We start from the raw sequence: 23,443 nt of genomic DNA, 5'->3' as shown, positions 1-23,443 counted from the left end.
GGCGGAGCGAACCGCCGCTCCTCCTTGAGCAGGTTGGCCAGGCTCTCGTTGCTCAACGCGAACTCCTCATCGAGTCTCCTCATGGTGCTTTCCCCGCGGAGAGAAGCTCCAGTGCTTCGGGATGGTTCCCTGTGGTGGGGATTGTCCCGTGTGTCCCAGTGCACAGCTCACCAGGCGAACGGGTCGGTTGACAAGGGGACCCGGGAAAATTGGTGTAGACCTCTGAATCGTGTGTGCGGATGGTGCACCGGCTCGCACCGAGTGGGCCGGCCCGCTCGCACCGGGTCCGCGCGGACATTCTGACAGGCGGTGGCCCCACCCCGGCTCCGACCTCTCGTGGCTCCAGGGCGGTGCTCACCGACGAAGCCGGGCATATCGCCCGATCTCTCGTGCCACGTCTTGAAGGCCGGTATCGCGGGTACTCCACTGGAAGCACCAGTCTGCTGGTGAGCGCCGGGCTCGGGTCCGGTGTTTCGAGCCGTCAGCCCGCCGTACGCGAACCGTGGTTCCCTGTTGCGCGACGCCCTGCCGCTGCCTGGCGGTGCGCGCCGGGTGAGGTGCCGCGCGCCGATGCGGCGCTCTCGGGGAGTCGAGTCATGACAGAAAGCTCCGCCAGTTCCGCACCGCTTCCGAGACCGGGCGACTTCGCGGTCGTCCAGATGCGCGGAGGGGCCGGCCGCCTCATCCGCGTGGGTCAGTGGCTCAACGGGGACGGCTTCGCCGACTTCGAGCACGCCTTCATCCTGGTCGGCGGCGACCAGGTCGTCGAGGCCGAACCCGGCGGGGCGCACCAGGCCCCGCTCGCCGAGTACGACGGTCGGTCCATCCGCTGGTCCAGTGGCCTGATCAAGCTGACGAACGATCAGCGGGTGGCCATCGTCGCGGCCGCTCGCGGCTACCTGAACGTGCCCTACAGCTTCCTCGACTACGCGGCTCTGGCCGCACACCGGTTCCACCTGCCCGGAAGCTCCCTGCTCAAGGGCTACGTCGCCGACACCCGGCACCAGATCTGTTCCCAGTTGGTCGACCAGTGCTACCACGACGCGGGAGTCCGGCTCTTCGACGACGGTCGGTGGCCCGGCTACGTGACGCCGGCGGACCTGGCCGGTCTGCTCGGCGGAGCGCACACCACCGCGTAGCCCCGGTCGCCGGATCCAGACCCCTTCCGGCCCGCAGCCCTCGGGCACTTCTCCCTCATGGTCGTACCGAGTCGGAGAAGCGCCCGGGGGCTGCGCGCGCTCTTGACATGTTCGGGAGGTGGGGCCACCATCCCCATCTAAGGTTAGGAAACTTTCCTAACCGAGATTCTCGTTCGACCCTCACTCCGCCCCCACCTGCCCACCCGCATGCCCGCGGAGCCGTGCGCCGTTCACCCTCGAACGCGAGCGCCGGCCCGCCCGGGCCAGGCTTCCCCAGGCCTCTCGCGGGAGGGCGTCATCGGATCTGAAAGGTTGTCATGGACAAGTATCTCCGGATCGGTGCGCTCGCGGTAGCCGCCGCCTCCCTGCCGGTGGGCCTGACCGTCGCCGCCGTGCCCGCCCAGGCCGCCGCCGCCCAGGCCACGGCTGCTTTCCCGGCTCACTACGCCGCACCGTATCTGCAGATCAGTGGCTCCGATGTCGGTGATCTGACGGCTGACAAGAAGGCCAGCGGTGTGTCGACCTACACGCTGGCCTTCCTCACGCCCAAGTCCGGCTGCACGCCGATGTGGGAGGACGGCAACAACGCCCTTGGAGCGTTCACCTCGCAGGTCAGCGCCTTCAAGGCGGCCGGTGGCAACGTCATCATCTCCTTCGGCGGCGAAGCCGGTGGGGAGTTGGCCGAGACCTGTACCTCGGTCACCAGCCTGACCGCCGCGTATGCCAATGTCGTCAAGACCTACGGGGTGACGAGGCTCGACTTCGACATCGAGGGCAGCGTCCTGAACAACACCGCGGCCAACTCCCGCCGGGACCAGGCACTGGCGGCCCTGCAGAAGGCCAACCCCTCGGTGCAGGTCGACTACACCCTGCCGGTGGACCCGACCGGCCTCGAGTCGAACGCGCTGAATCTGCTCAAGGACGCCAAGAGCAAGGGCGTGCAGGTGAACCTGGTCAACATCATGACCATGGACTTCGGCGACGGGGAGAACGCCCTGAACGACGCCGAGTCCGCGGCCAACGCCACGCACGGCCAGCTGGTCACGCTCTACGGAGGCAGCTCGGCGCAGGCCTGGGGCAAGCTCGGACTGACGCCGATCGCCGGCCGCAACGACGACAACGAGAACTTCACCCAGTCCAACGCCGCCACGCTGGAGAGCTTCGCCGCCGCCAAGGGCGTTCAGGAGCTGTCCTTCTGGGAGGTCGACGGCTACGACAAGGGCACCGGCTACGGCTACTCGAAGATCTTCAACAAGATCACCGGCTGATCGGCGGACAGCCCGGGCGGTTCCGGGTGGGGCGGGCCCCGCTGCCGACGTGCAGCGGGGCCCGCCCGCCCTACCCGGTCACGCGGCACTCGCGATCTCGCGCGTCGCGCAGACCGCGGCGAAGCGTCCGGTCGTCCGGTCGAGCACGTAGGCCTGCGCGGTGGCGAAGTCGAAGTACATCCCGACCAGCCGCAACGACCCGTCCAGGACGCGGCTCTCGACCGCCGGATTGGCCATCAGCTGGTCGAGTTGCTGCACCACGTTGGTGATGGAGAGTTCCTCGACCCGGTCCACCGCCTCCCGGTCGGCGAACTCGGCCGGGACGCGTGCCAGCCGGGCCAGTGAACCGCGCCCGTTGCGCAGCCAGCGAGCCAGCGGTGTCGGCCGGCCGGGCTGCTCGTGCAGCCCGTTGAGCAACGCGCTCATGGCCCCGCAGCCGGAGTGACCGCAGACGGTGATGCTGCGGACCTCCAACACCTCCACGGCGTACTGCACGGCGGCGGCCACCGAGTCGTCGGCCGCGCCGGGCTCGTGCGGCGCCGGCACGAGATTGCCGACGTTGCGCACGGTGAACAGGTCGCCCGGGCCACTGCTGGTGATCATGCTGGTGACCATCCGGGAGTCGGCACAGGTCAGGAAGAGCTGGGAGGGCGTCTGGCCCTCGCGCGCCAGCCTGGCCAGTTCGGGCCGGATCAGCGGGGCGGTGTGCACCTGGAAACCGCGCACACCGTCCAGCAGCCGGCCGTGCGGATCGTCCTGTTGCTCGATGCAGTGGTGGCCGACCCAGGGGGTCCAGGCCCGGCAGCGGTGCGGGCTCGGGGAACTGCCGGACCGGACGGTGCCGTCCGGGTCGAGGACCTCGTCGTCCTGCCGGTCTGTCAGCAGGGCGACCTGGCCGCCGCGCGCGATGTGGCCGATGCGCCAGGAGTGCAGTGCCTCGTAGGCCGCGTGATCGAGGAAGGAGCCGTCATGGCAGACCGTGACCTGGGCCCCGACGGGGATCGAGCCGAGCGCCCTGGCCAGCCGGGGGACGGCGATGAACGTCAGCGGACCGTGGGTCTGCACGCCGTACGAGCCGTCCGGGCGTGGAGCGACGTCGACGTGCGTGCGGGTCAGTCGGTAGAGGGCGAGCAGCAGGGCCGTCGCTCCGCCGGTGACGACACCGAGCGGAACGCCGAGCAGGACGACGCCGAGCACGGTGGTCAGGTAGACCGCGAACTCCCGGTGGCGGTGCACCTTGCGGATGTGCGCGAAGCTCACCATCTGCACGCCCACCACCATCACCAGGGCCGCCAGCGCCGCCAGCGGGATCCGGCGCAGGCCACCGGTCAGCGCGACGGCGGCCAGCAGGACCCAGACACCGTGCAGGACCGCGGACCAGCGGGTACGGGCGCCGGCCTGCACGTTGGCGGAGCTGCGGACCGCGCCACCGGCCACCGGCAGGCCGCCCAGCAGGCCGGTGACCAGGTTGGCCAGGCCCTGCCCGCGCAGCTCACGGTCGAGGTCCCCGGTGCTGCCGCTCAGCCGGTCCACCGCGACCGCGCAGAGCAGCGACTCGACGGCCGCCACCACGGTGACCGTCACGATCGCGCCCAGGACGGCGAGCGGCGATCCGTTGGGCAGCGCGGCGAGACTGTGCTCGCTCCAGCTCGGGAGCTCCACCCGGGCCAGCTGGAAGTCGAAGGCGATGGCCAGCCCGGTGCCGGCAGCCACCGCCGTCAGTGCGGCCGGCACCCGGACGAGCCGGCTCCCCAGGAGCCCGGCCCGGCCCGGCAGCCGGCTCAGCCTCGGCCAGCCGTAGAGCAGGGCGATCGCGACCAGGCCGACCGCGAGGGCGGGCAGGTGCGGGCCGGAGAGCTGCGCGGGCAGGGCCGTCAGGTTGGCCAGCGCGGAGCTCTGCGGGGTACCGCCGAGCACCACGTGGAGCTGGGCGATGGCGATGGTGATGCCGACGCCGGCCAGCATGCCGTGGACGACCGCGGGCGAGACGGCCAGTGCCGCGCGGGCCACCCGCATTGAGCCGAGGAGCAGTTGCAGCAGCCCGGCTGCCACGGTGATCGCACAGGTGGCCTGCCACCCGTACTGGGCGATCAGTCCGGCGGTGATCACGGTGAGCGCGGCGGACGGCCCGCTCACCTGCAGCGGGGTGCCGCCGAGCAGCCCGGCGGTGATGCCACCGGCGGCGGCGGCGACCAGGCCGGCCGTCAGCGGTGCTCCGGTGGCCAGCGCGATCCCGAGCGAGAACGGGACGGCGACCAGGAAGACCGCGATCGAGGCCGTCAGGTCCGCTGCGCAGGGCAGCCGCAGCCGCAGTCGCGGACCGCTGCGCGGGTCGGGGGCCGGCGGCGCGTGGCTGCCGGGGGTGACGTCGGTCGGGGGCGGGGAGGGGGGAGTGTCGAGGGTCATGGCGTCCCGTCTTTCCGGGGGAACGAACGCGGCCGGGTCCGGTGGTGGCGCTGGAGACCGGATCGGCTGCTGTGGGTCGCGACGGTGAGGCGGGATGGTGTGGGCGTGGTGCCGGGGGATGGGGCGGCCCATGGACCATCAAGCTCGGAGAGTCCGATGCATCAAGACTTGGCAAACTGTGGGTAATGAAAGCTTTGCATAGCGTAAGTGTGTGCGGGAGTCCCGGGGCCGAGATTCACCCCTCGGAGTGAGCCGGTCTACCCGGCTGACCTGCCGCTATCGACCGAAGGGGCCGGTGTCCCACCCGATCGGGTGGGACACCGGCCCCTTGGCGGACGGCGGGTTCGCCGCCTGCGGTCAGGCGGCCGTGCCGGCCGCGTCCCGGACCGTGGCGGTCCGTGGTGCCCCGCCGAGGCGCTCCTCGCCGTGGCCGGCCCCGTCGAGCGCGGCGGGGTCGAGGACGAAGTCGGGATCGACCTGCACCGCCAGGTCCAGGCCGGTCTTGGCGTTCCCCCAGCTCTCGGCGTTACGGAGGTGGAAGTGCACGGCCTGGGCGCTGTAGCGGCGGGCGTCGCGGCGCTCGAAGGCGGCGTCCGCCTGCGTGCGCAGGAGCTCCAGCACCGCCCGGTTCGCGGGCTCCAGAGTGCTCAACGCCGCTGCGGAGCCCTGCTCCAACCGGCGGACCCAGGGCGAGTGCCCGAAGGCGGCCAGCAGGTCGTCACCGACCTCCCGTTGGAGGAAGGCGAGGTCGTCCGCCCCCTGGACCTTGTTGCCGACCACCCGCAGGGCGACCCCGAAGTCCCGGGCGTACTCCTTGTACTGGCGGTAGACCGAGATGCCCTTGCGAGTCGGCTCGGCGACCAGGAAGGTGAGGTCGAAGCGGGTGAACAGGCCCGAGGCGAAGGAGTCCGAGCCGGCGGTCATGTCGGTGACCACGTACTCGCCCGGACCGTCCACCAGGTGGTTGAGCAGCAGCTCCACGGCGCCGACCTTGGAGTGGTAGCAGGCCACGCCGAGGTCCTCCTCGGTGAACGCGCCGGTCGCCAGCAGGCGCACCGACCCCTCGTCCAGGGCGACGGGCCGGGCGCAGGCCGCGTACACCGGGTTCTCCTCGACGATGCGCAGCAGCCGTGAACCTCGCCCGGGCGGAGTGGTCTTGATCATCGCCTCGGCCGAGTCGATCCGCGGGTTGCTGCCGCGCAGGTACTCCTTGATCTCCGGCAGGTGCGCCCCGAGGGAGGGCAGCAGTGCCGCCTGGGCATCCGTCAGGCCCATTGCCGGGCCCAGGTGCTGGTTGATGTCGGCGTCGACGGCGATCACCGGACAGCCCTCGGCGGCCAGATGGCGGATGAACAGCGCGGACAGTGTGGTCTTGCCGCTGCCGCCCTTGCCGACGAAGGCGATCTTCATCTGTGGACTCCCGGCTCTCGCTGCGTCGACCGCCCCGGTGGAGTCGGCCAGCTTGTTGGTAATCGTTATCGTCTCCGATAGTGGCCATCGTAGCCGGGGTTTCGGGTGCCGGTCCCGGGGGAAACAAGGATTGCCTCGAACGGGTGACACCGGGGTTGCTGTGTCGAGCGGGGCGGGGGAGTCGTTACTCTCGGGTAGGTGAGCACTGGAACTGATCCGCTTGCCCCGCTGGCCGAACTGCCCGGGGTGCCCGAGTCCGTCGCTGAGATCCGCAAGGTTGTCGACCGCCTGTACGGGCACCGGGTGATGCGGCGCCGAGCCCCCGAGGTCACCTCGGAGGCCGCGATCCGCGGGGCGCGGGCCTCGGCCGCGCTCGCGGGCGCCGACTGGCCGCTGGAGGAGGTGCGTCGCCGCAGCGACTTCAGTGCGGGGCGCGAGGAGCGGGTCGTCGGTGGCGCGCTGCGGATCTCCGCCGAGGCCGGCCAGCTGCTGAGCGTCTGGCGCACCTCTCCGCTCCAGGTCCTGGCGCGGCTGCACCTGCTGGCGGCGGGTGACGGTGAGGCCGCGGCGGGAAGGCCGCGGCAGGACGGTGAGGTGGCGGAGGAGCTCTTCCCGCTGGAGCTGAAGGCCGTCGAGGGCGTCGCCGCCGCCCCGGTCGCCCGGCTGGCCGGGGAGGCGACCTCGGGGGCTTCGGTCGCCGGGGCGTCGGCCGTGCTGCCGCCCGCGCCGCCGGCCGCGGAGGTCGCGGCCCGCCTCGACCAGCTGGCACAGCTCCTGGTCGCACGGACGGCCGGTGCCTCCGGTGGCGCCCCGGCGCTGGTGGTGGCCGCGGTGGTGCACGGCGAGTTGCTGGCGCTGAGGCCGTTCGGAAGCCACAACGGGCTGGTCGCCAGGGCCGCCCAGCGGATCGTGCTGATCGCGGAGGGTCTGGACCCCAAGGCGATCTGTCCCGCCGAGGTCGGTCTGGTGGAACTCGGCACGGCGGCCTACCGGGACGCGCTCGCGGGCTACCTCTCCGGTGCGCCCGACGGGCTCGCCCGCTGGATCGAGCACTGCGGCCTGGCACTTCGCCTCGGTGTCCGCGAGAGCACGGCGGTCTGCGAGGCGATGCAGCGGGGAATGGTCTGACGGCGGGTTGTGCCGCCGTTCGGTGCCGTGTCCGGCCGCGGGCACAGAGTTGCGGCGACACCCTGACTGCTGGTGTCGCCGCTGGTACAACGCTCCGGGTGACCATGCGTGCACCGGAAGTGCCCATCAGGCGGGGATCCTGCCCGTTCGCCTGGTGCGGCGGCCCGTATCGCGGGTCGGCTGCACGTGGGTGCTCGGATGTTGTACGCGGTCCGTGGGGCCTGAACTGCGGTGTCGGTCTGACCTCTTCGGGTCCTTCCGGGTCTCGCGGGCCGTGAGTCCTTTGTATCTCGGATCCCGGTCAAACGGAACTCGAAAGGCGAATTCTTTACCTTTTGTCCGATTCGCTGGTCGAGCCCTGGCGCCCAGGCGGCGCGCTCGACGGCTCGGTGTGGACCGGCGGCAGGCCGCCACCGGTCCACACCGGCCGATCAGAGTTCCGGGCGCCGCTGCTTGGCGAGGTGCCAGACGACGCCCGCGGTGACGCAGGCGGTGCCGATGGCGACCGCGGCCAGCACGGTCCGGCTCGGCGCCCTGAACTCGGGCAGGCGGCGGTGCAGTTCGATCGGCCGGTTGAAGACCAGCACCGGCCAGTCGCGGGCCAGTGCCTCCTTGCGCAGGCTCCGGTCCGGATTGACGGCGGAGGGCCTTCCGACGGCCTCCAGGAGCGGCAGGTCGGTGACCGAGTCGCTGTAGGCGTAGCACTCGGCGAGGTTGTAGCCCTCGAGGGCGGCCAGCTCGCGGATGGCGGCGGCCTTGTTCTCGGCGTAGGCGTAGTACTCGATCTCGCCGGTGTAGCGGCCGTCCTCGATCATCAGGCGGGTGGCGATCACGTGGTCGGCCCCCAGCAGCGCGCCGATCGGCTCCACCACCTCCACGCCCGAGCTGCTGACGATCACCACGTCGCGGCCGGCGGCGTGGTGCTGCTCGATCAGCGAGGCGGCCTCCTCGTAGATCAGCGGGTCGATCAGTCCGTGCAGGGTCTCGGCGACGATCTCCCGGACCTGCTGGACGTTCCACCCCCGGGTCAGTGCGGAGAGGTACTCGCGCATCTTCTCCATCTGGTCGTGGTCCGCCCCGCCGACCAGGAAGACGAACTGGGCGTATGCGCTCTTCAGCACGGCCCGACGGTTGATCAGGCCGCCCTGGTAGAAGGGCCGGCTGAACGCCAGTGCGCTCGACTTCGCGATGATCGTCTTGTCGAGGTCGAAGAACGCCGCCGTGCGAGCGGGTCCGCCGGTGGGTCGGCTGCGGGCGGGCCGTTCGACGGCTTCCGGTGCTGTGTCCAGGGGGCCCTCGAGGGGGCTCTCGAACGATGCCCGGACGGTCGGACCCGGGGCGGTCGAGGCGGTCGGCCCGGCAGGGGGCGAGGCGGTCGTACTGTCGCCGGAGGAGGCATTCGGCGCGGCCTCCGGTCCGGAGTTCTCGCCACCGCTGGCGATGTCGGCGTTCTCGGTGGTGTCCACAGGAACCGAGGATAGAGGGCGGCCTCCAGGGGGCCGCCATTTGGTTGACTCAAGGCCCTGCTGGTTTGTGTTTCTGGCCGCTCGGGTACACCATGGAAGTCACGGATCGTTCGCGACCGTGCTAACCCGGTCCGGCTCCTCCCCCCCGAGTCGGACCGTGGATAGACGACCCCCGCTCTCCCCCCCGGCGGGGGTCGTCGCATGTCCGGGGCCGTTTTCCAGGCCCCGCGCGGCGCTTCAGGGGGGATGTGCGAGGGGCTCGGAGTGCAGCACCTCGTTGGGGTACGAGGTAGCTCGGCCTCTTCAGATCATCACTCTGCGTAGTTGATCGCCTGTGCTCGGCGAGTTTCTGAGAAGCGTGTGTCAATTCCCTGTGCGTAACTCCTCTCAAGGGTGAACTAGGGCCATCCGAGTGAGTTCGGATATCCACACCCCCTTGGTTATCCACAGGGATTCGAAGAGGGGCAGACGGATTCCGAGCGGGGCGGCACTGTGGGCCGCGAGCCGAAGCCACGGCCCGGTCTGACGAGGCGCAGGTTGCCTGTCGGGGCGGGGCGAGTCGGCCGAGGTCCCATCGTCACCGCCCGTTGCGCCGTCCCTCGCCCCGCCGTCGACCGCCTGATGCGGCCGCTGTCGTGGGGAGCCGGTGGAGCGTCAGCGAGCGCCCCAGTTCGGGAGGCAGTCGTGCCGGCACCCGCCATCGATCAGTACGGATCCCGATCCGACGACCCGCAGTCCAGGCACCCCCTCGTCCTCACCGGGGACGGGGTGCTGGCCGACCACCTGTCCCGGCTCTGCGCGGCGGTCGGAGTCGAGCCGCAGGTGTTCTCCGGCGCCCCGCCGCCGCGCCACCGTTGGGAGAGCGCCCCGCTGGTGCTGGTCGGGGACGATCAGTTCGAGCGTTGTGTCGGGCTGACCCGTCGGGCCGGTGTCCTGTTGCTGGGCCTGGACCTCGACGACGGCGACGTCTGGGTGCGCGGTGTCCAACTCGGTGCCGAGCAGGTGCTGTTCCTGCCGGACGCACAGGCCTGGTTGCTGGACCGGATCGCCGACGCCGTCGAGGACGTCGGTGCTCCGGCCCTGACCGTCGCCGTGATCGGCGGCCGGGGCGGCGCGGGAGCCTCCACGCTCGCCTGTGCCCTGGCCATCACCGCCGCTCGCGCCCGGCACCGGACGATGCTGATCGACGCCGATCCGCTCGGCGGCGGCCTGGACGTCCTGCTGGGCGGTGAGCTGGCGGAGGGCCTGCGCTGGCCCGATCTCGCCGGGTCGCGCGGGCGGGTCAGCGGAGCCGAACTGGCCGAGGCGCTGCCGCAGTTGCACAGCCTGACGGCGCTGTCCTGGGATCGCGGGGAGCCCGTGGAGGTCTCACCGGAGGCGATGCGCACGGTGCTGGCCGCCGCCCGGCGGCGCGGCGGCCTGGTGGTCGTCGACCTGCCGCGCCGTCTGGATCCGGCCGCCGTCCAGGCGCTGGCGCAGGCCGACACCGGCCTGCTGGTGGTGCCCACCGAACTGCGGGCGATGGCCGCGGCCGGGCGGGTGGGGGCGGCCGTCGGGGCGCACCTGCCGGACCTGCGCGCGGTGGTCCGGCTTCCGGGGCCACTGGGTCTGCGCAGCCAGGAGATCGCTCGCGGCCTGGGCCTGCCACTGGCCGGCGAGATCTCGCACGAACCCGGGTTGACGCTCGACGCCGAACGCGGCACGCCGCCGGGGCTGCGCGGTCACGGTCCGCTGGCGCGCTTCTGTGCCGCCTACCTGGGAGAAGTCCTGCCACCCGTCGTCGAAGGAGGAGCAGCCGTATGAACGCTCGCACCACACCCACCGGACACCCGGCCGACCGGCACCTCTCCTGGCCCCGGCAGCCGCACCGGAGCAGCACCCGTCCCACCCTGGCGACGGTTCGGCGGCGACCCGACCCGGCGCGTGCCCCCGCGGAGCGCGCGGGCGCCCTGCTCGACTCCGTCCGGTTGCGGCTCGCCGAGGCCGGCGCGGCACCGACCAGTACGGAGGTCGCCGCCGCGTTGCGGGCCACCCGGCCGCCGTTGGGCGGCGACGACGTTCTGGACGCCGTCCGGACGCTGCGCTCGGAGCTGGTCGGCGCCGGGCCGCTCGACGAGCTGCTCGCCGCACCGGACGTGACGGACGTCCTGGTCAACGGCCCTGACGAGGTGTGGGTGGACCGCGGGAGCGGCCTGCGCCGAGAGCGCGCGATCCACTTCGCCGATCCCGCAGCCGTCCGTCACCTGGCCCACCGTCTGGCCACGTCGGCCGGCCGCCGGCTCGACGACGCCCGGCCGTGGGTCGACGCCAGGCTCCCGGACGGCACGCGGCTGCACGCCGTCCTGCCGCCCATCGCGACCGGCTGCACGCACATCTCGCTGCGGATCTGTCGCCCGCGCCCTTTCGCGCTGGACGAGTTGGTCGCCGCGGGATCCCTTCCACCGGCCGGCGCCGACCTGCTGCGCGACATCCTGCGGGCCCGGCTCTCACTGCTGATCAGCGGCGGAACGGGCACCGGCAAGACGACACTGCTCGCCGCCCTGCTGGGCCTGGTGGGAAGCCGGGAGCGGATCGTCATCGCGGAGGACTCCGCCGAGCTCCGGCCGGCCCACCCGCACGTCGTCCGCCTGCAGAGCCGCCCGCCCAACCAGGAGGGGTTGGGCGAGTTGACCTTGCGGGACCTGGTCCGTCAGGCGCTGCGCATGCGGCCCGACCGTCTGGTGGTGGGCGAAGTCCGGGGCGTCGAGGTGTTGGACCTGCTGGCCGCGTTGAACACCGGACACGAGGGTGGCTGCGGAACGGTGCACGCCAACACGGCGGCCGATGTGCCGGTCCGGCTGGAGGCGCTCGGGTCGATGGCGGGCCTGGACCGGCCGGCCCTGCACAGCCAGCTGCGGTCGGCCCTCGATCTGGTGATCCACCTGGTGCGCGAGCCGACGACCGGCCTGCGCCGGGTCGCCGAGGTGCACACGCTCACGAGCGATGCCGCAGGACTGGCCAGGGCCGTTCCGGCGGTGCTCTTCGCACCGGACGGATCGGTTGCCCGGGGCAGCGGCTGGCCACGGCTGGAGCAGCTCTGCACGGCTCGCGGTGTCGCGGCGGGGCGGGGCATCCGATGACGGGCCGCCACCTCGACCTGGCGGCCACTCTGTCGCTCTGCGCCGCCGGAGCGTCGGCCTGGGCCCGGCTGAACCGGCGGGCCAGGGCCAGGCGCCGGTCGGTCACCGTGCTCGGCGCTCCGGACGGTCCCGGAGTCCTGGTGCGGATCGGGCTGCGCCGGCTGCGCCGACTGGTCGGGGCACCGGGTGAGCGCCGCCGCTGGTGGGGTCCGGAGGCGCTCCTGCTGCCGGGCGGCCTGCTGGCCGGTTCCCTGGCCCACTCGGTGCTGCCTTTCGTCGCCGCGGCTCTCCTGATCGTCCCCGGCCGGCGTTGGCGGATGCGCCGGACGCTGGCCCGGGAGGCGGGCGATCGAGCTGTGGCGGTCATCGAACTCTGTGCGGCGTTGGCCGGCGAACTGCGCAGCGGGGCGACTCCCGGACAGGCCCTGGAGGCCGTGACCGGTCGTCAGCGGCACCTCGGGTCGCAGGTCGCCCGGCTGGGGCCGCAGGCGCTGGCCCGGCTGGTGGCGACCCGCTACGGCGCCGACGTGCCGAGCGTGTTCCGGTGGGTGGCCGCGTTGCCCGGCGGCGCGGGGGCGTCCGCGATCGCCGCCTGCTGGCAGGTGACGGCGGACAGCGGCACCGGCCTCGCGGTGAGCCTCGACCAGGTCGCCGCTGCCCTGCGCGCCGACCTCGGGCTGCGGGAGGAGATCCGCAGCGAGTTGGCCGGCCCGCGCACCACGGCCGCGCTGCTGGCGGCCCTGCCCGTCTTCGGGTTGGTGCTGGGCAGTGCGCTCGGTGCGCAACCGCTGCGGATCCTGCTGAGCACTCCGTTGGGCATGGGGTGCCTGCTCGCAGGAGGGCTCCTCGAGGTCGCCGGACTGCTCTGGACCGCCCGGATCATCCGCGCGGCGCAGGCGGACCTCGGTGTGCACGGCGGTGCCGTCGCCGCGGCGGGGCGGCCGGTCGGCGTGCGGGTGAGGGCGACCGAACCGCGGCGGCCGGTGAGAGCGGGAGGCCCTCGTCGGGGCCGGCGGAGCGATCTCGACATGATGGAGGTGTCCTGATGAGTGAGGGCCTGGGCCGCTACGCACACCTGCCTTCCTCCCCGCTGGTCACCGTACTCGTGATGCTCACCGCGGGGGTCACGCCGATTGCCTGCGCCCTGTCGCTCGCCGGCCGCTGGTGGCGGCGCCGCAGGCAAGGGCGGCGGGTGGGCCACCTCGACCTGGTGCCCCGGACCCTTGGCCGGGGTCAGGGCCGGAACCGGGCTCGGAGCCGGTGGAAGGTGCGTGGCCGGCGGTCCGTGCCGTCGTCGCGGGCGGCAGGCGGCGAGCGCTCCCCCACAACCGGCAGGCGGCGCAGGCTCCGTGCGGAGTCGGCAGTACCGGTGCTGGCAGGCCTGGCGATCGGCGTGCTGGCGCCGGGAGTACCGGGGATCCTCGCTGCGGTCCTGACCGCGGTGCTCCTGCGCGGGTGCCTGCCGGAGATCCGTTCCCCCACGGCCCTGTGGGCGGACCGCGAACGCTCCCTCCTGCTGGCTCAACTGCCCTTGACGGCAGATCTGCTGGCGGCCTGCCTGGGATCCTGCGGCTCGCCGGAGCAGGCGGCGCGGGCGGTCGCCCGGACGGTCGGTGATCCGATGCGGGCACGCCTGACGGCGGTCGCGGCCGAGCTCGCGCTCGGAGCGCCTCCGGCGGCCTGCTGGGGACGGCTGGGCGAGGACTGCCCGGCACTGGACCCGTTGGCGCGCTGCCTGGTCCGGACGACCGTCAGCGGAGCGCCGCCGGCCCTCCCGCTCGCCGCCCTGGCAGCCGCGCAGCGCGGCGCCGCCGCCCGGGCTGCGCACGCCCGGGTCCGTCGGGCGGGCGTGCTGGCCACCGCCCCGCTGGGGCTCTGCTTCCTGCCGGCCTTCGTGCTCATCGGCGTGGTCCCGGTGGTGACGGGGCTCGCGGCCGCGTTCGTCCACAGGATCTGACCGCTCGGTCGGTGCACCGGTCCGCGACGTCACCGGGCCGGTTGGGGCCGACCGGTGAACCCGGACCACTTCCGGTGGGCCCGCTCAGGCGCTGGCCCACAGACATCTCTCACGAGAGGACGTTTCCCATGAACCACCCGTCTGATGAACCGTCGCCCGTCGTCACCTTCGTCCCGTTCCCGCCGCACGACAAGGCGTCCGACCGGGCGTCCGACCGCTTGGGCACCGGAACGGCGACGGTCCACCGGCTGCCCGTCCGGTCGCCCTTCGCACCTTCGGCGAGTCTGTTGCCGCCGGCGCCGGCGGCGGTGGCGGTGGCGACGTCCGGCGCGAGGGTGCCCGATCGGCCGGCGCCGTGGGCGGGGCGACGGCTGCGAAGCGTGCCGGGCACGGCCCACGGCCTGATCCGCCGGTGTGCCTGTCTGATCGGCCGGCGGTCCCGGGAGCGCCTCGGCTCGGCACCGCCCGACGGCGGGATGTCGACCGCTGAGTACGCGGTGGGGACGGTGGCGGCCTGCGCCTTCGCCGCGCTGCTCTACAAGGTCGTGACGAGTGACGCGGTGAGTGCGGCACTGACCGGCCTCCTGGACCGGGCCCTTCATGTGGTCTGAACAGGCCTCCGGGCTCTGTGGCGGGGTTGCCGGGTGGCTGTCGCGCGGTAGCGGCGGCCTCCCGGTCCCGTCAGGGGCCGCACGGGTCGTGGGGCCACCGCCGGCGGTCCGAGCGGCCGTGGCAGCGGCGACAGGTGTCGGCCCATCGAGGGATCCGCGGTCCAGGAGCGGGCCGAGGTGGAGGGCGGCTCTGCGGGGCGGGGACGCTGGCTACGTGACCGCTGAGACGGCCGTTGCCCTGCCGGCGTTGGTCCTGCTGACGGCGATGCTCCTGTGGGGGGTTCTCGCGGGGGCGGCGCAGTTGCGGTGCATCGATGCGGCCGCTGTCGGGGCCCGCGCGGCGGCCCGCGGCGAGGCGGACGCCGCTGAGCGGGCCCGGGTCGTGGCGCCGCCGGGTGCCACCGTCCGCGTGGTCGAGGAGGCGGAGTCGGTGCGGGTCCTGGTGGAGGCGCAGTGCCTGGGGCCGGGACGGCTGGCTGCCGCGCTCTCGGTGCGGGTGAGCGGCCTGGCGGTCGCAGCTCGCGAGGATCGGGTCGGAGAGGAGCTGGGCCGAGCATGAGGCAGCGGCGGGGGCCGACCGGTCGGCCGGCTCGGTGCGAGGACCGGATGCGGGCGCGAGAGCAGGGGCGGGAGGGAGCTGGAGAGGGAGCGGGCCACGACGGCGGGCCACGGCGGCGCCTCCCTCAGGACTCTCGGCCGTCGGCGCGTACCACCTCGGCCGCTCGTGATCGCGGGTCCGCGACGATCTGGCTGGTTGGGCTGGCCCTGCTCGGCTTCGCGGTGTTCGGAGCCGTCCTCGCGCTCGAGTCGGTGCTGTGCGCCAGGCACCGGGCCGCCTCCGCCGCCGACCTGGCAGCGCTGGCGGCCGCCGACCGCCTGCTGCTGGACGCGGACGGCGGCTGCGCCCGGGCGGCAGCCGTCGCGGCCGCCCATCGGGTGCGCATGGTCTCCTGCACGGTGGACCTCGGCACGGACAGCGTCGTGGTGGTGGTCCAGGCACCCGTACCGGGCGTGCCGGTGCCGGTCGGCCCCGCCACCGCCCAGGCGCGGGCCGGGCCGGTCTGGTCCCTCGACGCCGGCTCGCCCGAGACCGGCACCGGCACGCCGTCGGCTGCGCCATCGGCCACCGCGTCGGCCGCGGCCGCCGCGCACGGGTCAGGCGGGTTCGGTGGGAGCGCCGCTGAGCAGGGCGGTCAGCAGGCGCACCGCGCCGGCCTTGTCCAGCGGGTCGTTGCCGTTGCCGCACTTGGGCGACTGGACACAGGACGGGCACCCGCGCTCGCACTCGCAGGACGCGATGGCCTCGCGGGTCGCCGTCAGCCACTCGGCGGCGCGGTGGAAGCCGTGCTCCGCGAAGCCCGCCCCGCCGGGGTGCCCGTCGTAGACGAAGACGGTGGGCAATCGGGTGTCGGGGTGAAGTGGGACCGAGACGCCGCCGATGTCCCAGCGGTCGCAGGTGGCGAAGAGCGGCAGCAGGCCGATGGAGGCGTGTTCGGCGGCGTGCGCGGCGCCCGGCAGCTGGTCGAACGGGATGAGCGCGTCGAGCAGTTGCTGCTCGGTGACGGTCCACCAGACCGCCCGGGTCCGCAGCGTCCTGGGTGGGAGGTCGAGCTTGGTCTCGCCGAGGATCTCCCCGGTGGAGATCCGCTTGCGCAGGAAGCCGACGACCTGGTTGACCACCTCGACCGAGCCGAAGTTGAGGGTGCCCTCACCCCAGGCGACGGTCCGGTCGGTGGTCAGCACGGAGATGGCCGTGGTGTCCCGGGCCGCGGTCGTGTACGAGGGGTTGGCGAGTTCGACCAGGGCGACCGAGGTCTCCAGGTCGAGATCCCGGACCAGGTAGGTCCGTCCCTGGTGCAGGTGGACGGCGCCGGTGTGCACGGTGGTGTGCGCCGCTGCGGCGTCGACGGTCCCCAGCAGCCGCCCGGTGGACGCCTCGGCGATCTGCACCGGGTTCCCGCCGCTGCCCCGGAGGTCGACGGCGTCGACGGCCCGCTCGCGGCGGGTCCAGTACCAGGCCCCGTCGCTGCGCCGCCGCAGCAGACCGCGCTGTTCCAGGACCGGCAGCAGAGGGCCGGTCGAGGGGCCGAAGAGCGCCAGGTCGTCCTCGCCGAGCGGGAGCTCGGCGGCGGCCGCGCACAGGTGCGGGGCGAGTACGTGCGGGTTGTCCGGGTCGAGCACGGTGGCCTCCACCGGGCGGGCGAACAGTGCCTCCGGATGGTGCACCAGGTAGGTGTCCAGCGGGTCGTCGCGGGCGATCAGCACCGCCAGCGCGCCCTGTGCCTCGCGGCCGGCCCGGCCGGCCTGCTGCCACAGCGAGGCACGGGTGCCGGGATAGCCGGCCAGCAGGACGGCGTCGAGGCCCGAGACGTCGACGCCGAGCTCCAGCGCGGAGGTGGAGGCCAGGCCCAGCAGCCGTCCCGAGTGGAGGTCGCGTTCCAGGGCCCGGCGTTCCTCGGGCAGGTAGCCACCGCGGTAGGCGGCGACCCGCCCGGCGAGGGCGGTGTCGAGGTTGTCCTGGGCCTGCAGGGCGACCAGTTCGGCGGCTCGCCGCGAGCGGACGAAGGCCACCGTACGGACGTCGGCCTCGACCAGGTCGGTGAGCAGGTAGGCGGCCTCGGTGGTGGCGGTCCGCCGGACCGGTGCGCCGTGCTCGCCGACGTGTTCGGTCAGCGGCGGCTCCCAGAGGGCGAAGACCAGCGGCCCGCGGGGCGAGGCGTCCTCGGTCACCGCGACCGCGGGCAGGCCGGTGAGCCGTTCGGCGGTGGCCGCCGGATCGGCCGTGGTGGCGGAGGCGAGCAGGAAGGTCGGGTCGGAGCCGTAACGGTGGCAGAGCCGCCGCAGCCGCCGCAGGACCTGGGCGACGTGCGAGCCGAACACCCCTCGGTAGCTGTGGCACTCGTCGATCACCACGTAGCGCAGCGCCTTCAGGAACGAGGCCCAGCGGGCGTGCGCCGGCAGGATGCCGCGGTGCAGCATGTCGGGGTTGGTCAGCACGTACGAGGCGTACTGCCGGACCCACTCGCGTTCCTGGGGCGGTGTGTCGCCGTCGTAGAGGGCGGCGCGCACGCGGGGCGGCGCGAGTTCGGTGGCCCGGCGGCGCTGGTCGGCGGCCAGGGCCTTGGTGGGGGCCAGGTACAGCGCGGTCACCCCGCGGCCGTTCGGCGCCTCGGTTCCGTCCAGCAGGTCGCTCAGCACCGGCGCCAGGTAGCCGAGCGACTTCCCCGAAGCGGTGCCTGTGGCAATCACCATGGTTTGACCGGATTGGGCGAGATTCATCGCCTCGGCCTGATGGGCCCAGGGCCGATCCAGACCCAGCTCCCGAGCGGCGGCGCGGATCTCCGGACGGATCGAGTCCGGCCAGGGGGCATAGCGGGCCCGGCGCGCGGGGAGATGCTCCGTATGGGTGAGTCGGTCCGACCGCCCCCGGCTTGCGACCAAGGTGGCGAGCAGGGCGTCGGGCTGGCGATGGCTGGGCGGCATGGAGACCCAGTGTGTCACCGGAGTGACGGAGAATCGCGGCAAGCCATCGTGCAGGCATGCTGCCAGGTGGTTGAATGATGCGGTGGCGGCCAGTTGGCCGGACCGGCGGCACCTGGGCCGGTCGCTCGGTCATGCGGTGCAGACCGCTTGGCCGGGATCGGCAGTCGGGATCGGCCGATGTGATCCGACCGCCGTAGTACGCAATGTGACGTAGCAAGGCAAGGTGCTGGAGGTTCCGTGGACCTGTCCCTGTCGACCCGTACAGTCGGCGACCGCACGGTCGTCGAGGTTGGCGGCGAGATTGATGTGTACACCGCCCCTAAGCTGCGTGAGCAGCTGGTCGAGCTCGTCAACGACGGCAGCTACCACCTGGTTGTCGACATGGAAGGTGTGGACTTCCTCGACTCGACCGGTCTGGGCGTGCTGGTGGGCGGCCTGAAGCGGGTGCGGGCGCACGAGGGCTCGCTGCGTCTCGTCTGCACCCAGGAGCGCATTCTCAAGATCTTCCGGATCACCGGTCTGACCAAGGTGTTCCCGATCCACGCCTCCGTGGACGAGGCCGTCGCTTCGACGGACTGACCGTTCGGTCCGGGCCGTTCACCGTTGGTGGCGGCCTCGGACCGGTCGCTCGCGACGCGCAGCGGCGTGGCCCGCGAGGTGGTGCCGTCGGGCCGGGCATCGTTCGTCCGGGCTGGTCCCGGGCGGCCGGAGCATCGGCTGCGGTGGCGTGCGTCCCGAGTGGGCGGTTGCCCGCGTCGACACGGTCGGGGCGGCCGGTGAGCTGCTGCCCTGCTCGGGTGGTGGTCGGATCCGACATCGCCCCGGCGAGAGCGCGCCGCGTGCCGCCGAAACCCGGTCCGGTCTTTTCCCTGCCCGGCCGGTCGGCCGGTCCGGAGCCTCTCCGGCGGGCCGCGATCGCCGGCCGAACCCGAACGCGCCCGGTCATCCGGCCCCGCCGGTCTGTGCGTAGGCCTTCGATGATCTGTTGACTCGTGCCGGACGCCCAGCCGAACAAACCCCCAGAGGGAGAGATGGCAACCGTCGAACTGCGATTCAGCGCCCTTCCCGAGCACGTGCGAACGGCGCGGTTGGTGGCGGCCGCGGTGGCCAGACGGGCCGGCGTGGACGAGTCCGTGCTCGACGAGGTCCGGCTGGCGGTCGGCGAGGCCTGCTCACGTGCTGTCGGCCTGCACCAGCGCGGCATCAAGGGCGGCGCCGTGCGGGTCGCTCTGACCGACCAGGAGAAGCGTTTCGTCATCGAGGTCGGGGACGGGGCCGGGGCTCTCAGCGAGCTCGCCGAGCCCTCCGACGACGACTCCGGTGACAGCTCGGACGACACCCTGGGGCTGGCGGTCATCACCGGACTGGTCGAGGACCTGGAGGTCGGTCGGGACGACGCCGGCGGGCTGATCCGGATGAGCTGGCCCGTCCAGGTCGGCTGAGCCGCGCGGTAGCCGCTGAGCCGCGCAGCCGCCGGACCACCCGGCCGCGCAGCCGCCGGGCATCGAAGGAATCATGGGCGGGTACCCGAAAACCTCGAGTTTTCGGGTACCCGCCCATGATTCTTTCGGTTCTCTTCTGCGCGCGGTCTATTTCAATCACGCATTGATTCCTACACTCCTCGATATCCGGTCGGGCCGGAAGGGTCCGGCCCGATCGCCTGTGCCACCAGAGCCACTTGCGCGCCGTACCGCCAGGTCGGCGCGCCGGTCATCGGGGAGGACGCATGGCGGGATCCACGATCATCACGGTTGTTTCGAGCACCACTCATGCACTGAAATCCGTTCTCGTCACATCTGTCTCAGCGATTTCCGCTCCAGCACCATCCGCGCCGGCCGTCACGGCTGACGCCGGTGCACCGGTACGACCACGAATCTTGGGAGTTCTGGCCGAGGGGCGGGCGGGTATCGGTTCGCCGCACGCCGTCCTCGGCGCCCCGGGCGACTCGTCCGGGGCCGTGCTCACCAGTGGCAACCAGGTGCTGGTCCTGGTGATCGGCCTGGTCGCGCTGGCCGCCTTGGGCGTCGCGGTCCTGCTGGTGCGCCAGGTGCTCGCCTACGAGACCGGCACCCCCACGATGCGGCGGATCGCGGGCGCGGTGCAGGAGGGCGCCAACGCCTACCTCGCCCGCCAGTTCCGCACGCTGGCGGTCTTCGCCGCCGGGGTGTTCTTCCTGCTGATGCTGCTGCCGGCCGACAACTGGTCACAGCGGCTCGGGCGCTCGGCGTTCTTCCTGGTCGGCGCGGTCTTCTCGGCCGCCACCGGGTACCTGGGCATGTGGCTCGCGGTGCGCGCCAACGTCCGGGTGGCCGCGGTCGCCCGCGGCGTGGTCGCCGGGCAGGAACAGCCCGCGCAGCACCGGGCGATGCGGATCGCCTTCCGCACCGGCGGCGTGGTCGGGATGTGCACGGTGGGCCTGGGCCTGCTCGGCGCGGCGGTCGTCGTGCTGATCTACCGGGCCGACGCCCCGCGGGTGCTGGAGGGCTTCGGCTTCGGGGCGGCGCTGCTGGCGATGTTCATGCGCGTCGGCGGCGGCATCTTCACCAAGGCCGCCGACGTCGGCGCCGACCTGGTGGGCAAGGTCGAGCAGGGCATCCCGGAGGACGACCCGCGCAACGCGGCCACCATCGCCGACAACGTCGGCGACAACGTGGGGGACTGCGCCGGAATGGCGGCGGACCTCTTCGAGTCCTACGCGGTGACCCTGGTGGCCGCGCTGATCCTGGGGCGGGCGGTCTTCGGCGACGTGGGCCTGGTGCTGCCGCTGCTGGTCCCGGCGATCGGCGTGGTCACGGCGGTGCTGGGCATCGTCGCGGTGGCCCCGCGGGAGCGGGACCGCAGCGGGATGACCGCGATCAACCGGGGTTTCTTCCTCTCCGCCGCGGTCTCGCTGCTGCTGGTGCTCGGCGCGGTGTTCGTCGTCCTGCCGTCGAGCTTCGCCGCCCTGCGGCACGTGCCGGACGACATCCGGGCCCATCACGGTGACCCGCGGCTCTTCACCCTGGCGGCGGTGGCGATCGGGATCGTGCTGGCCGTGGTGATCCAGCAGTTGACCGGGTACTTCACCGAGACCACCAGGCGCCCGGTCCAGGACGTCGGGCGCAGTTCGCTGACCGGGCCGGCCACCGTCGTGCTGTCCGGGGTCTCACTCGGCCTGGAGTCGGCGGTCTACTCGGCCGTGGTCATCGGTGCCGCGGTGTACGGCGCGTACCTGCTGGCGGGCGGTTCGATCGTGCTGGCGCTCTTCGCCGTCGCGCTGGCCGGCACCGGCCTGCTGACCACGGTCGGGGTGATCGTGGCGATGGACACCTTCGGGCCGGTCTCGGACAACGCCCAGGGCATCGCCGAGATGTCCGGCGAGGTGGAGGGCGCCGGAGCCCGGGTGCTGACCGAGCTGGACGCGGTCGGCAACACCACCAAGGCGATCACCAAGGGCATCGCGATCGCCACCGCGGTGCTGGCGGCGACCGCGCTCTTCGGCTCGTTCACCGACGCGATCGGTGAGGCGGTCAGCAAGGTCGGCGGGTCGGTGGGGGTGGGCGACGCCGCCGACCTGAGCCTGGACATCTCCCAGCCCAACAACCTGGTGGGCCTGCTGCTGGGAGCGGCGGTGGTCTTCCTCTTCTCCGGACTGGCCGTCAACGCGGTCTCCCGTTCGGCGGGTTCGGTGGTCTTCGAGGTGCGCCGCCAGTTCCGCGAGCATCCGGGGATCATGGACGGCAGCGAGCTGCCCGAGTACGGCAAGGTCGTGGACATCTGCACCCGGGACGCCCTGCGCGAACTCGCCACCCCCGGTCTGTTGGCCGTACTGGCGCCGATCGCGGTGGGGTTCGGCCTGGGCGTGGGCGCGCTCGGTTCGTACCTGGCTGGCGCGATCGGCACGGGCACCCTGATGGCGGTCTTCCTGGCCAACTCCGGCGGTGCCTGGGACAACGCCAAGAAGCTGGTCGAGGACGGCGCGCACGGTGGCAAGGGCAGCGAGGCGCACGCGGCCACGGTGATCGGCGACACGGTCGGCGATCCCTTCAAGGACACCGCCGGACCGGCCATCAACCCGCTGCTCAAGGTGATGAACCTGGTCTCCCTGCTGATCGCGCCGGCCGTGGTGCGGTTCAGCTTCGGCGTGCACGCGAACACCGGGCTGAGGGCCGCGGTGGCGGTGGTGTCGGTGCTGGCGGTGGTCGTGGCGGTGGCCGTCTCGAAGCGACGGACGGTGGACGTGGCGGGCGATCCGGGAGCCACGGCGACCCCCGCTTCCGGAGCGGCCGGCGACCCGGCCCAGGCTGCGGCCGGCGGCTGAGCGGAACCCGCAGCCGCCGCAGCGCGGCTTGCGCGCACCCCGGACGCCTCAGGCGTCAGGGGTGCGCGCAAGCAGGCGAGGAGGCGAACGTCACGACCCCGGTCAGCGGGCCGGCGAGAGCGCCGCGCAGCAGCCGGTGGCGCCGGGGACGGACGGCCCCGGGCGGTCGCGCGAGCGGTGTCGGGTAGTTTCACCCGGGACGGCAGCGGGACTGAACGGGACTGAAGGGCTCACCTGGTGGACGAGCGAGAGCTGGCGGACGAGCGTGCCCGGGCGGGCCGGCGGGCCCAGGCGGACGGTCGGGGCGGGACGCCGCACTCCGGCGCGGGGCGGCCCGTCCGGTCCGACCGCGGAGCCTTCGCGGTGGCCGGCCGCGGGCGCCGGGCGACCCGACGGCTGATCGTCCTGCCCGTGCTCGGCGCGCTGCTGGCCTGCGGCGCCGCCGCGTGCAGCAGCGACAACAGCGCACAGCTCGACTCCTGGGCCAAGCAGGTCTGCGACGGGCTGCGCGACCCGGTGACCCAGTCCGCCACCGCGCTGACCGACACCGGCCAGGTCAAGGACGGCGAGGCCCCCGCCGACCTGCAGAAGCGGCTCGCCACCGACCTCGGCACGCTGTCGACGGCCAACCAGCAGATCGCCGACGCGATCAGCAAGGCCGGCGCGCCCAAGACCGACGACGGCGCCGGGGTGCAGAAGGACGTCGTCAACGAGCTGCAGCAGGCGGCGCAGGGTTACCAGGACGTCCAGAAGCGGCTCGCGACGCTGCCCACCGACGACCAGGCGCGGTTCGCGGATGGTCTGAAGAGCATCGGCGACCAGGTGCAGCAGCTGGCCGGCTCCTCCACGGGGGCGCTGGCGAAGGTGCAGACGGGCGACCTCGGGAAGGCGATCGCCCGGCAGTCCGGCTGCAAGAGCCAGGGCGGCGCGGGCGGCGCGGCCGGTTCGGGCACGCCGGGCGCGGCGGGCAGCGCGCGCGCCACCGGCGGGTCGCCCGCTGCGGGCGGCTCCCCGGCGGCTGCGGGGGGTTCGCCGGCGGGCCCCAGCGGGTTCCCGGCCCCCCCCCGCTCCCCCGGGGGCCGCGGCGCTGGCCGACCTGGCCGAGCGCTTCCCGATCGCGGCCGAGCTGGAGGCGCTGCTGCCCGACACCGAGCCG

17 protein-coding genes and 1 pseudogene are annotated in these 23,443 nt (G+C 73.1%); 14 read left to right on the top strand and 4 right to left on the bottom strand.

Annotated elements, in window-relative coordinates; genetic code table 11:
• Positions 1 to 596 precede the first annotated feature (596 nt).
• Together ABD323_RS28665 and ABD323_RS28660 are read left to right on the top strand one after the other, a co-directional pair.
• Positions 597 to 1,139, top strand: a complete 543-nt coding sequence (locus ABD323_RS28665; protein WP_344444891.1) for a hypothetical protein — start codon at positions 597 to 599, stop codon at positions 1,137 to 1,139.
• A 317-nt stretch (positions 1,140 to 1,456) separates the two neighbouring features.
• Positions 1,457 to 2,407 carry a chitinase gene (locus tag ABD323_RS28660; protein WP_344444890.1) on the top strand — a complete coding sequence of 317 codons (951 nt, stop codon included), beginning with the start codon at positions 1,457 to 1,459 and terminating at the stop codon, positions 2,405 to 2,407.
• A gap of 78 nt (positions 2,408 to 2,485) precedes the next feature.
• On the opposite strand, the gene ABD323_RS28655 is transcribed toward ABD323_RS28660, so the two are convergent.
• Positions 2,486 to 4,813, bottom strand: a complete 2,328-nt coding sequence (locus ABD323_RS28655; protein WP_344444889.1) for a SulP family inorganic anion transporter — start codon at positions 4,811 to 4,813, stop codon at positions 2,486 to 2,488.
• A 357-nt stretch (positions 4,814 to 5,170) separates the two neighbouring features.
• Positions 5,171 to 6,223, bottom strand: a complete 1,053-nt coding sequence (locus ABD323_RS28650; protein WP_344444888.1) for an ATP-binding protein — start codon at positions 6,221 to 6,223, stop codon at positions 5,171 to 5,173.
• Positions 6,224 to 6,421: 198 nt separating this feature from the next.
• Between ABD323_RS28650 and ABD323_RS28645 the strand changes: the two genes are divergently transcribed.
• Complete coding sequence (locus tag ABD323_RS28645; protein WP_344444887.1) at positions 6,422 to 7,351, top strand: Fic family protein; 930 nt, start codon at positions 6,422 to 6,424, stop codon at positions 7,349 to 7,351.
• Between the two features lie 431 nt (positions 7,352 to 7,782).
• Here ABD323_RS28645 and ABD323_RS28640 read toward each other — a convergent pair whose 3' ends face one another.
• Positions 7,783 to 8,640 carry an HAD family hydrolase gene (locus ABD323_RS28640; RefSeq protein WP_425556191.1) on the bottom strand — a complete coding sequence of 286 codons (858 nt, stop codon included), beginning with the start codon at positions 8,638 to 8,640 and terminating at the stop codon, positions 7,783 to 7,785.
• Between the two features lie 861 nt (positions 8,641 to 9,501).
• On the opposite strand from ABD323_RS28640, the gene ssd reads away from it, so the two are divergent.
• The 7 genes and pseudogenes from ssd to ABD323_RS46095 all read left to right on the top strand — a co-directional run.
• Positions 9,502 to 10,620: a septum site-determining protein Ssd gene (ssd, locus tag ABD323_RS28635; protein WP_344444885.1), complete on the top strand. Its 1,119-nt coding sequence runs from the start codon at positions 9,502 to 9,504 to the stop codon at positions 10,618 to 10,620.
• On the top strand, positions 10,617 to 11,936 hold the full coding sequence (locus ABD323_RS28630) for a TadA family conjugal transfer-associated ATPase (RefSeq protein ID WP_344444884.1): 1,320 nt from the start codon (positions 10,617 to 10,619) through the stop codon (positions 11,934 to 11,936). Before ssd ends, ABD323_RS28630 begins: the two co-directional genes overlap by 4 nt.
• Positions 11,933 to 12,982 carry a type II secretion system F family protein gene (locus ABD323_RS28625; protein ID WP_344444883.1) on the top strand — a complete coding sequence of 350 codons (1,050 nt, stop codon included), beginning with the start codon at positions 11,933 to 11,935 and terminating at the stop codon, positions 12,980 to 12,982. The genes ABD323_RS28630 and ABD323_RS28625 overlap by 4 nt, the downstream gene beginning before the upstream one ends.
• Before the next feature lie 323 nt (positions 12,983 to 13,305).
• Complete coding sequence (locus tag ABD323_RS28620; protein ID WP_344444882.1) at positions 13,306 to 13,893, top strand: type II secretion system F family protein; 588 nt, start codon at positions 13,306 to 13,308, stop codon at positions 13,891 to 13,893.
• A gap of 422 nt (positions 13,894 to 14,315) precedes the next feature.
• A complete protein-coding gene (locus tag ABD323_RS28615; protein ID WP_425556190.1) occupies positions 14,316 to 14,504 on the top strand; it encodes a DUF4244 domain-containing protein in 189 nt (62 codons plus the stop codon).
• Positions 14,505 to 14,718: 214 nt separating this feature from the next.
• Entirely contained in the window at positions 14,719 to 15,063 is a 345-nt protein-coding gene (locus ABD323_RS28610; RefSeq protein WP_344444881.1) for a TadE family type IV pilus minor pilin, read from the top strand.
• A pseudogene (locus ABD323_RS46095) lies at positions 15,060 to 15,503 on the top strand (Rv3654c family TadE-like protein); the annotation flags it as partial. The gene ABD323_RS28610 and the pseudogene ABD323_RS46095, both read left to right, overlap by 4 nt.
• 156 nt (positions 15,504 to 15,659) lie before the next feature.
• Here ABD323_RS46095 and ABD323_RS28605 read toward each other — a convergent pair.
• Entirely contained in the window at positions 15,660 to 17,987 is a 2,328-nt protein-coding gene (locus ABD323_RS28605) for a DEAD/DEAH box helicase (RefSeq protein WP_344444880.1), read from the bottom strand.
• A gap of 237 nt (positions 17,988 to 18,224) precedes the next feature.
• Between ABD323_RS28605 and bldG the strand changes: the two genes are divergently transcribed.
• The 4 genes from bldG to ABD323_RS28585 form a co-directional block, all read left to right on the top strand.
• The gene (gene bldG, locus ABD323_RS28600; protein WP_344444879.1) at positions 18,225 to 18,566 is read left to right on the top strand and encodes an anti-sigma factor antagonist BldG; all 342 of its coding nucleotides are present in this window, start codon (positions 18,225 to 18,227) and stop codon (positions 18,564 to 18,566) included.
• Between the two features lie 452 nt (positions 18,567 to 19,018).
• The gene (locus ABD323_RS28595) at positions 19,019 to 19,429 is read left to right on the top strand and encodes an ATP-binding protein (RefSeq protein WP_344444878.1); all 411 of its coding nucleotides are present in this window, start codon (positions 19,019 to 19,021) and stop codon (positions 19,427 to 19,429) included.
• Positions 19,430 to 19,944: 515 nt separating this feature from the next.
• Positions 19,945 to 22,287, top strand: coding sequence for a sodium-translocating pyrophosphatase (locus ABD323_RS28590; protein ID WP_344444892.1), 2,343 nt, complete (start codon positions 19,945 to 19,947; stop codon positions 22,285 to 22,287).
• A 237-nt stretch (positions 22,288 to 22,524) separates the two neighbouring features.
• A partial coding sequence (locus ABD323_RS28585; RefSeq protein WP_344444877.1) for a hypothetical protein occupies positions 22,525 to 23,443 on the top strand: 919 nt, incomplete at its 3' end.

The sequence above is a fragment of the Kitasatospora nipponensis genome, from assembly GCF_039528135.1.
GTDB lineage: Bacteria > Actinomycetota > Actinomycetes > Streptomycetales > Streptomycetaceae > Kitasatospora > Kitasatospora nipponensis.
Note: the sequence above shows the minus strand (reverse complement) of the source record. Positions and strands in the feature narration are given on the sequence as shown.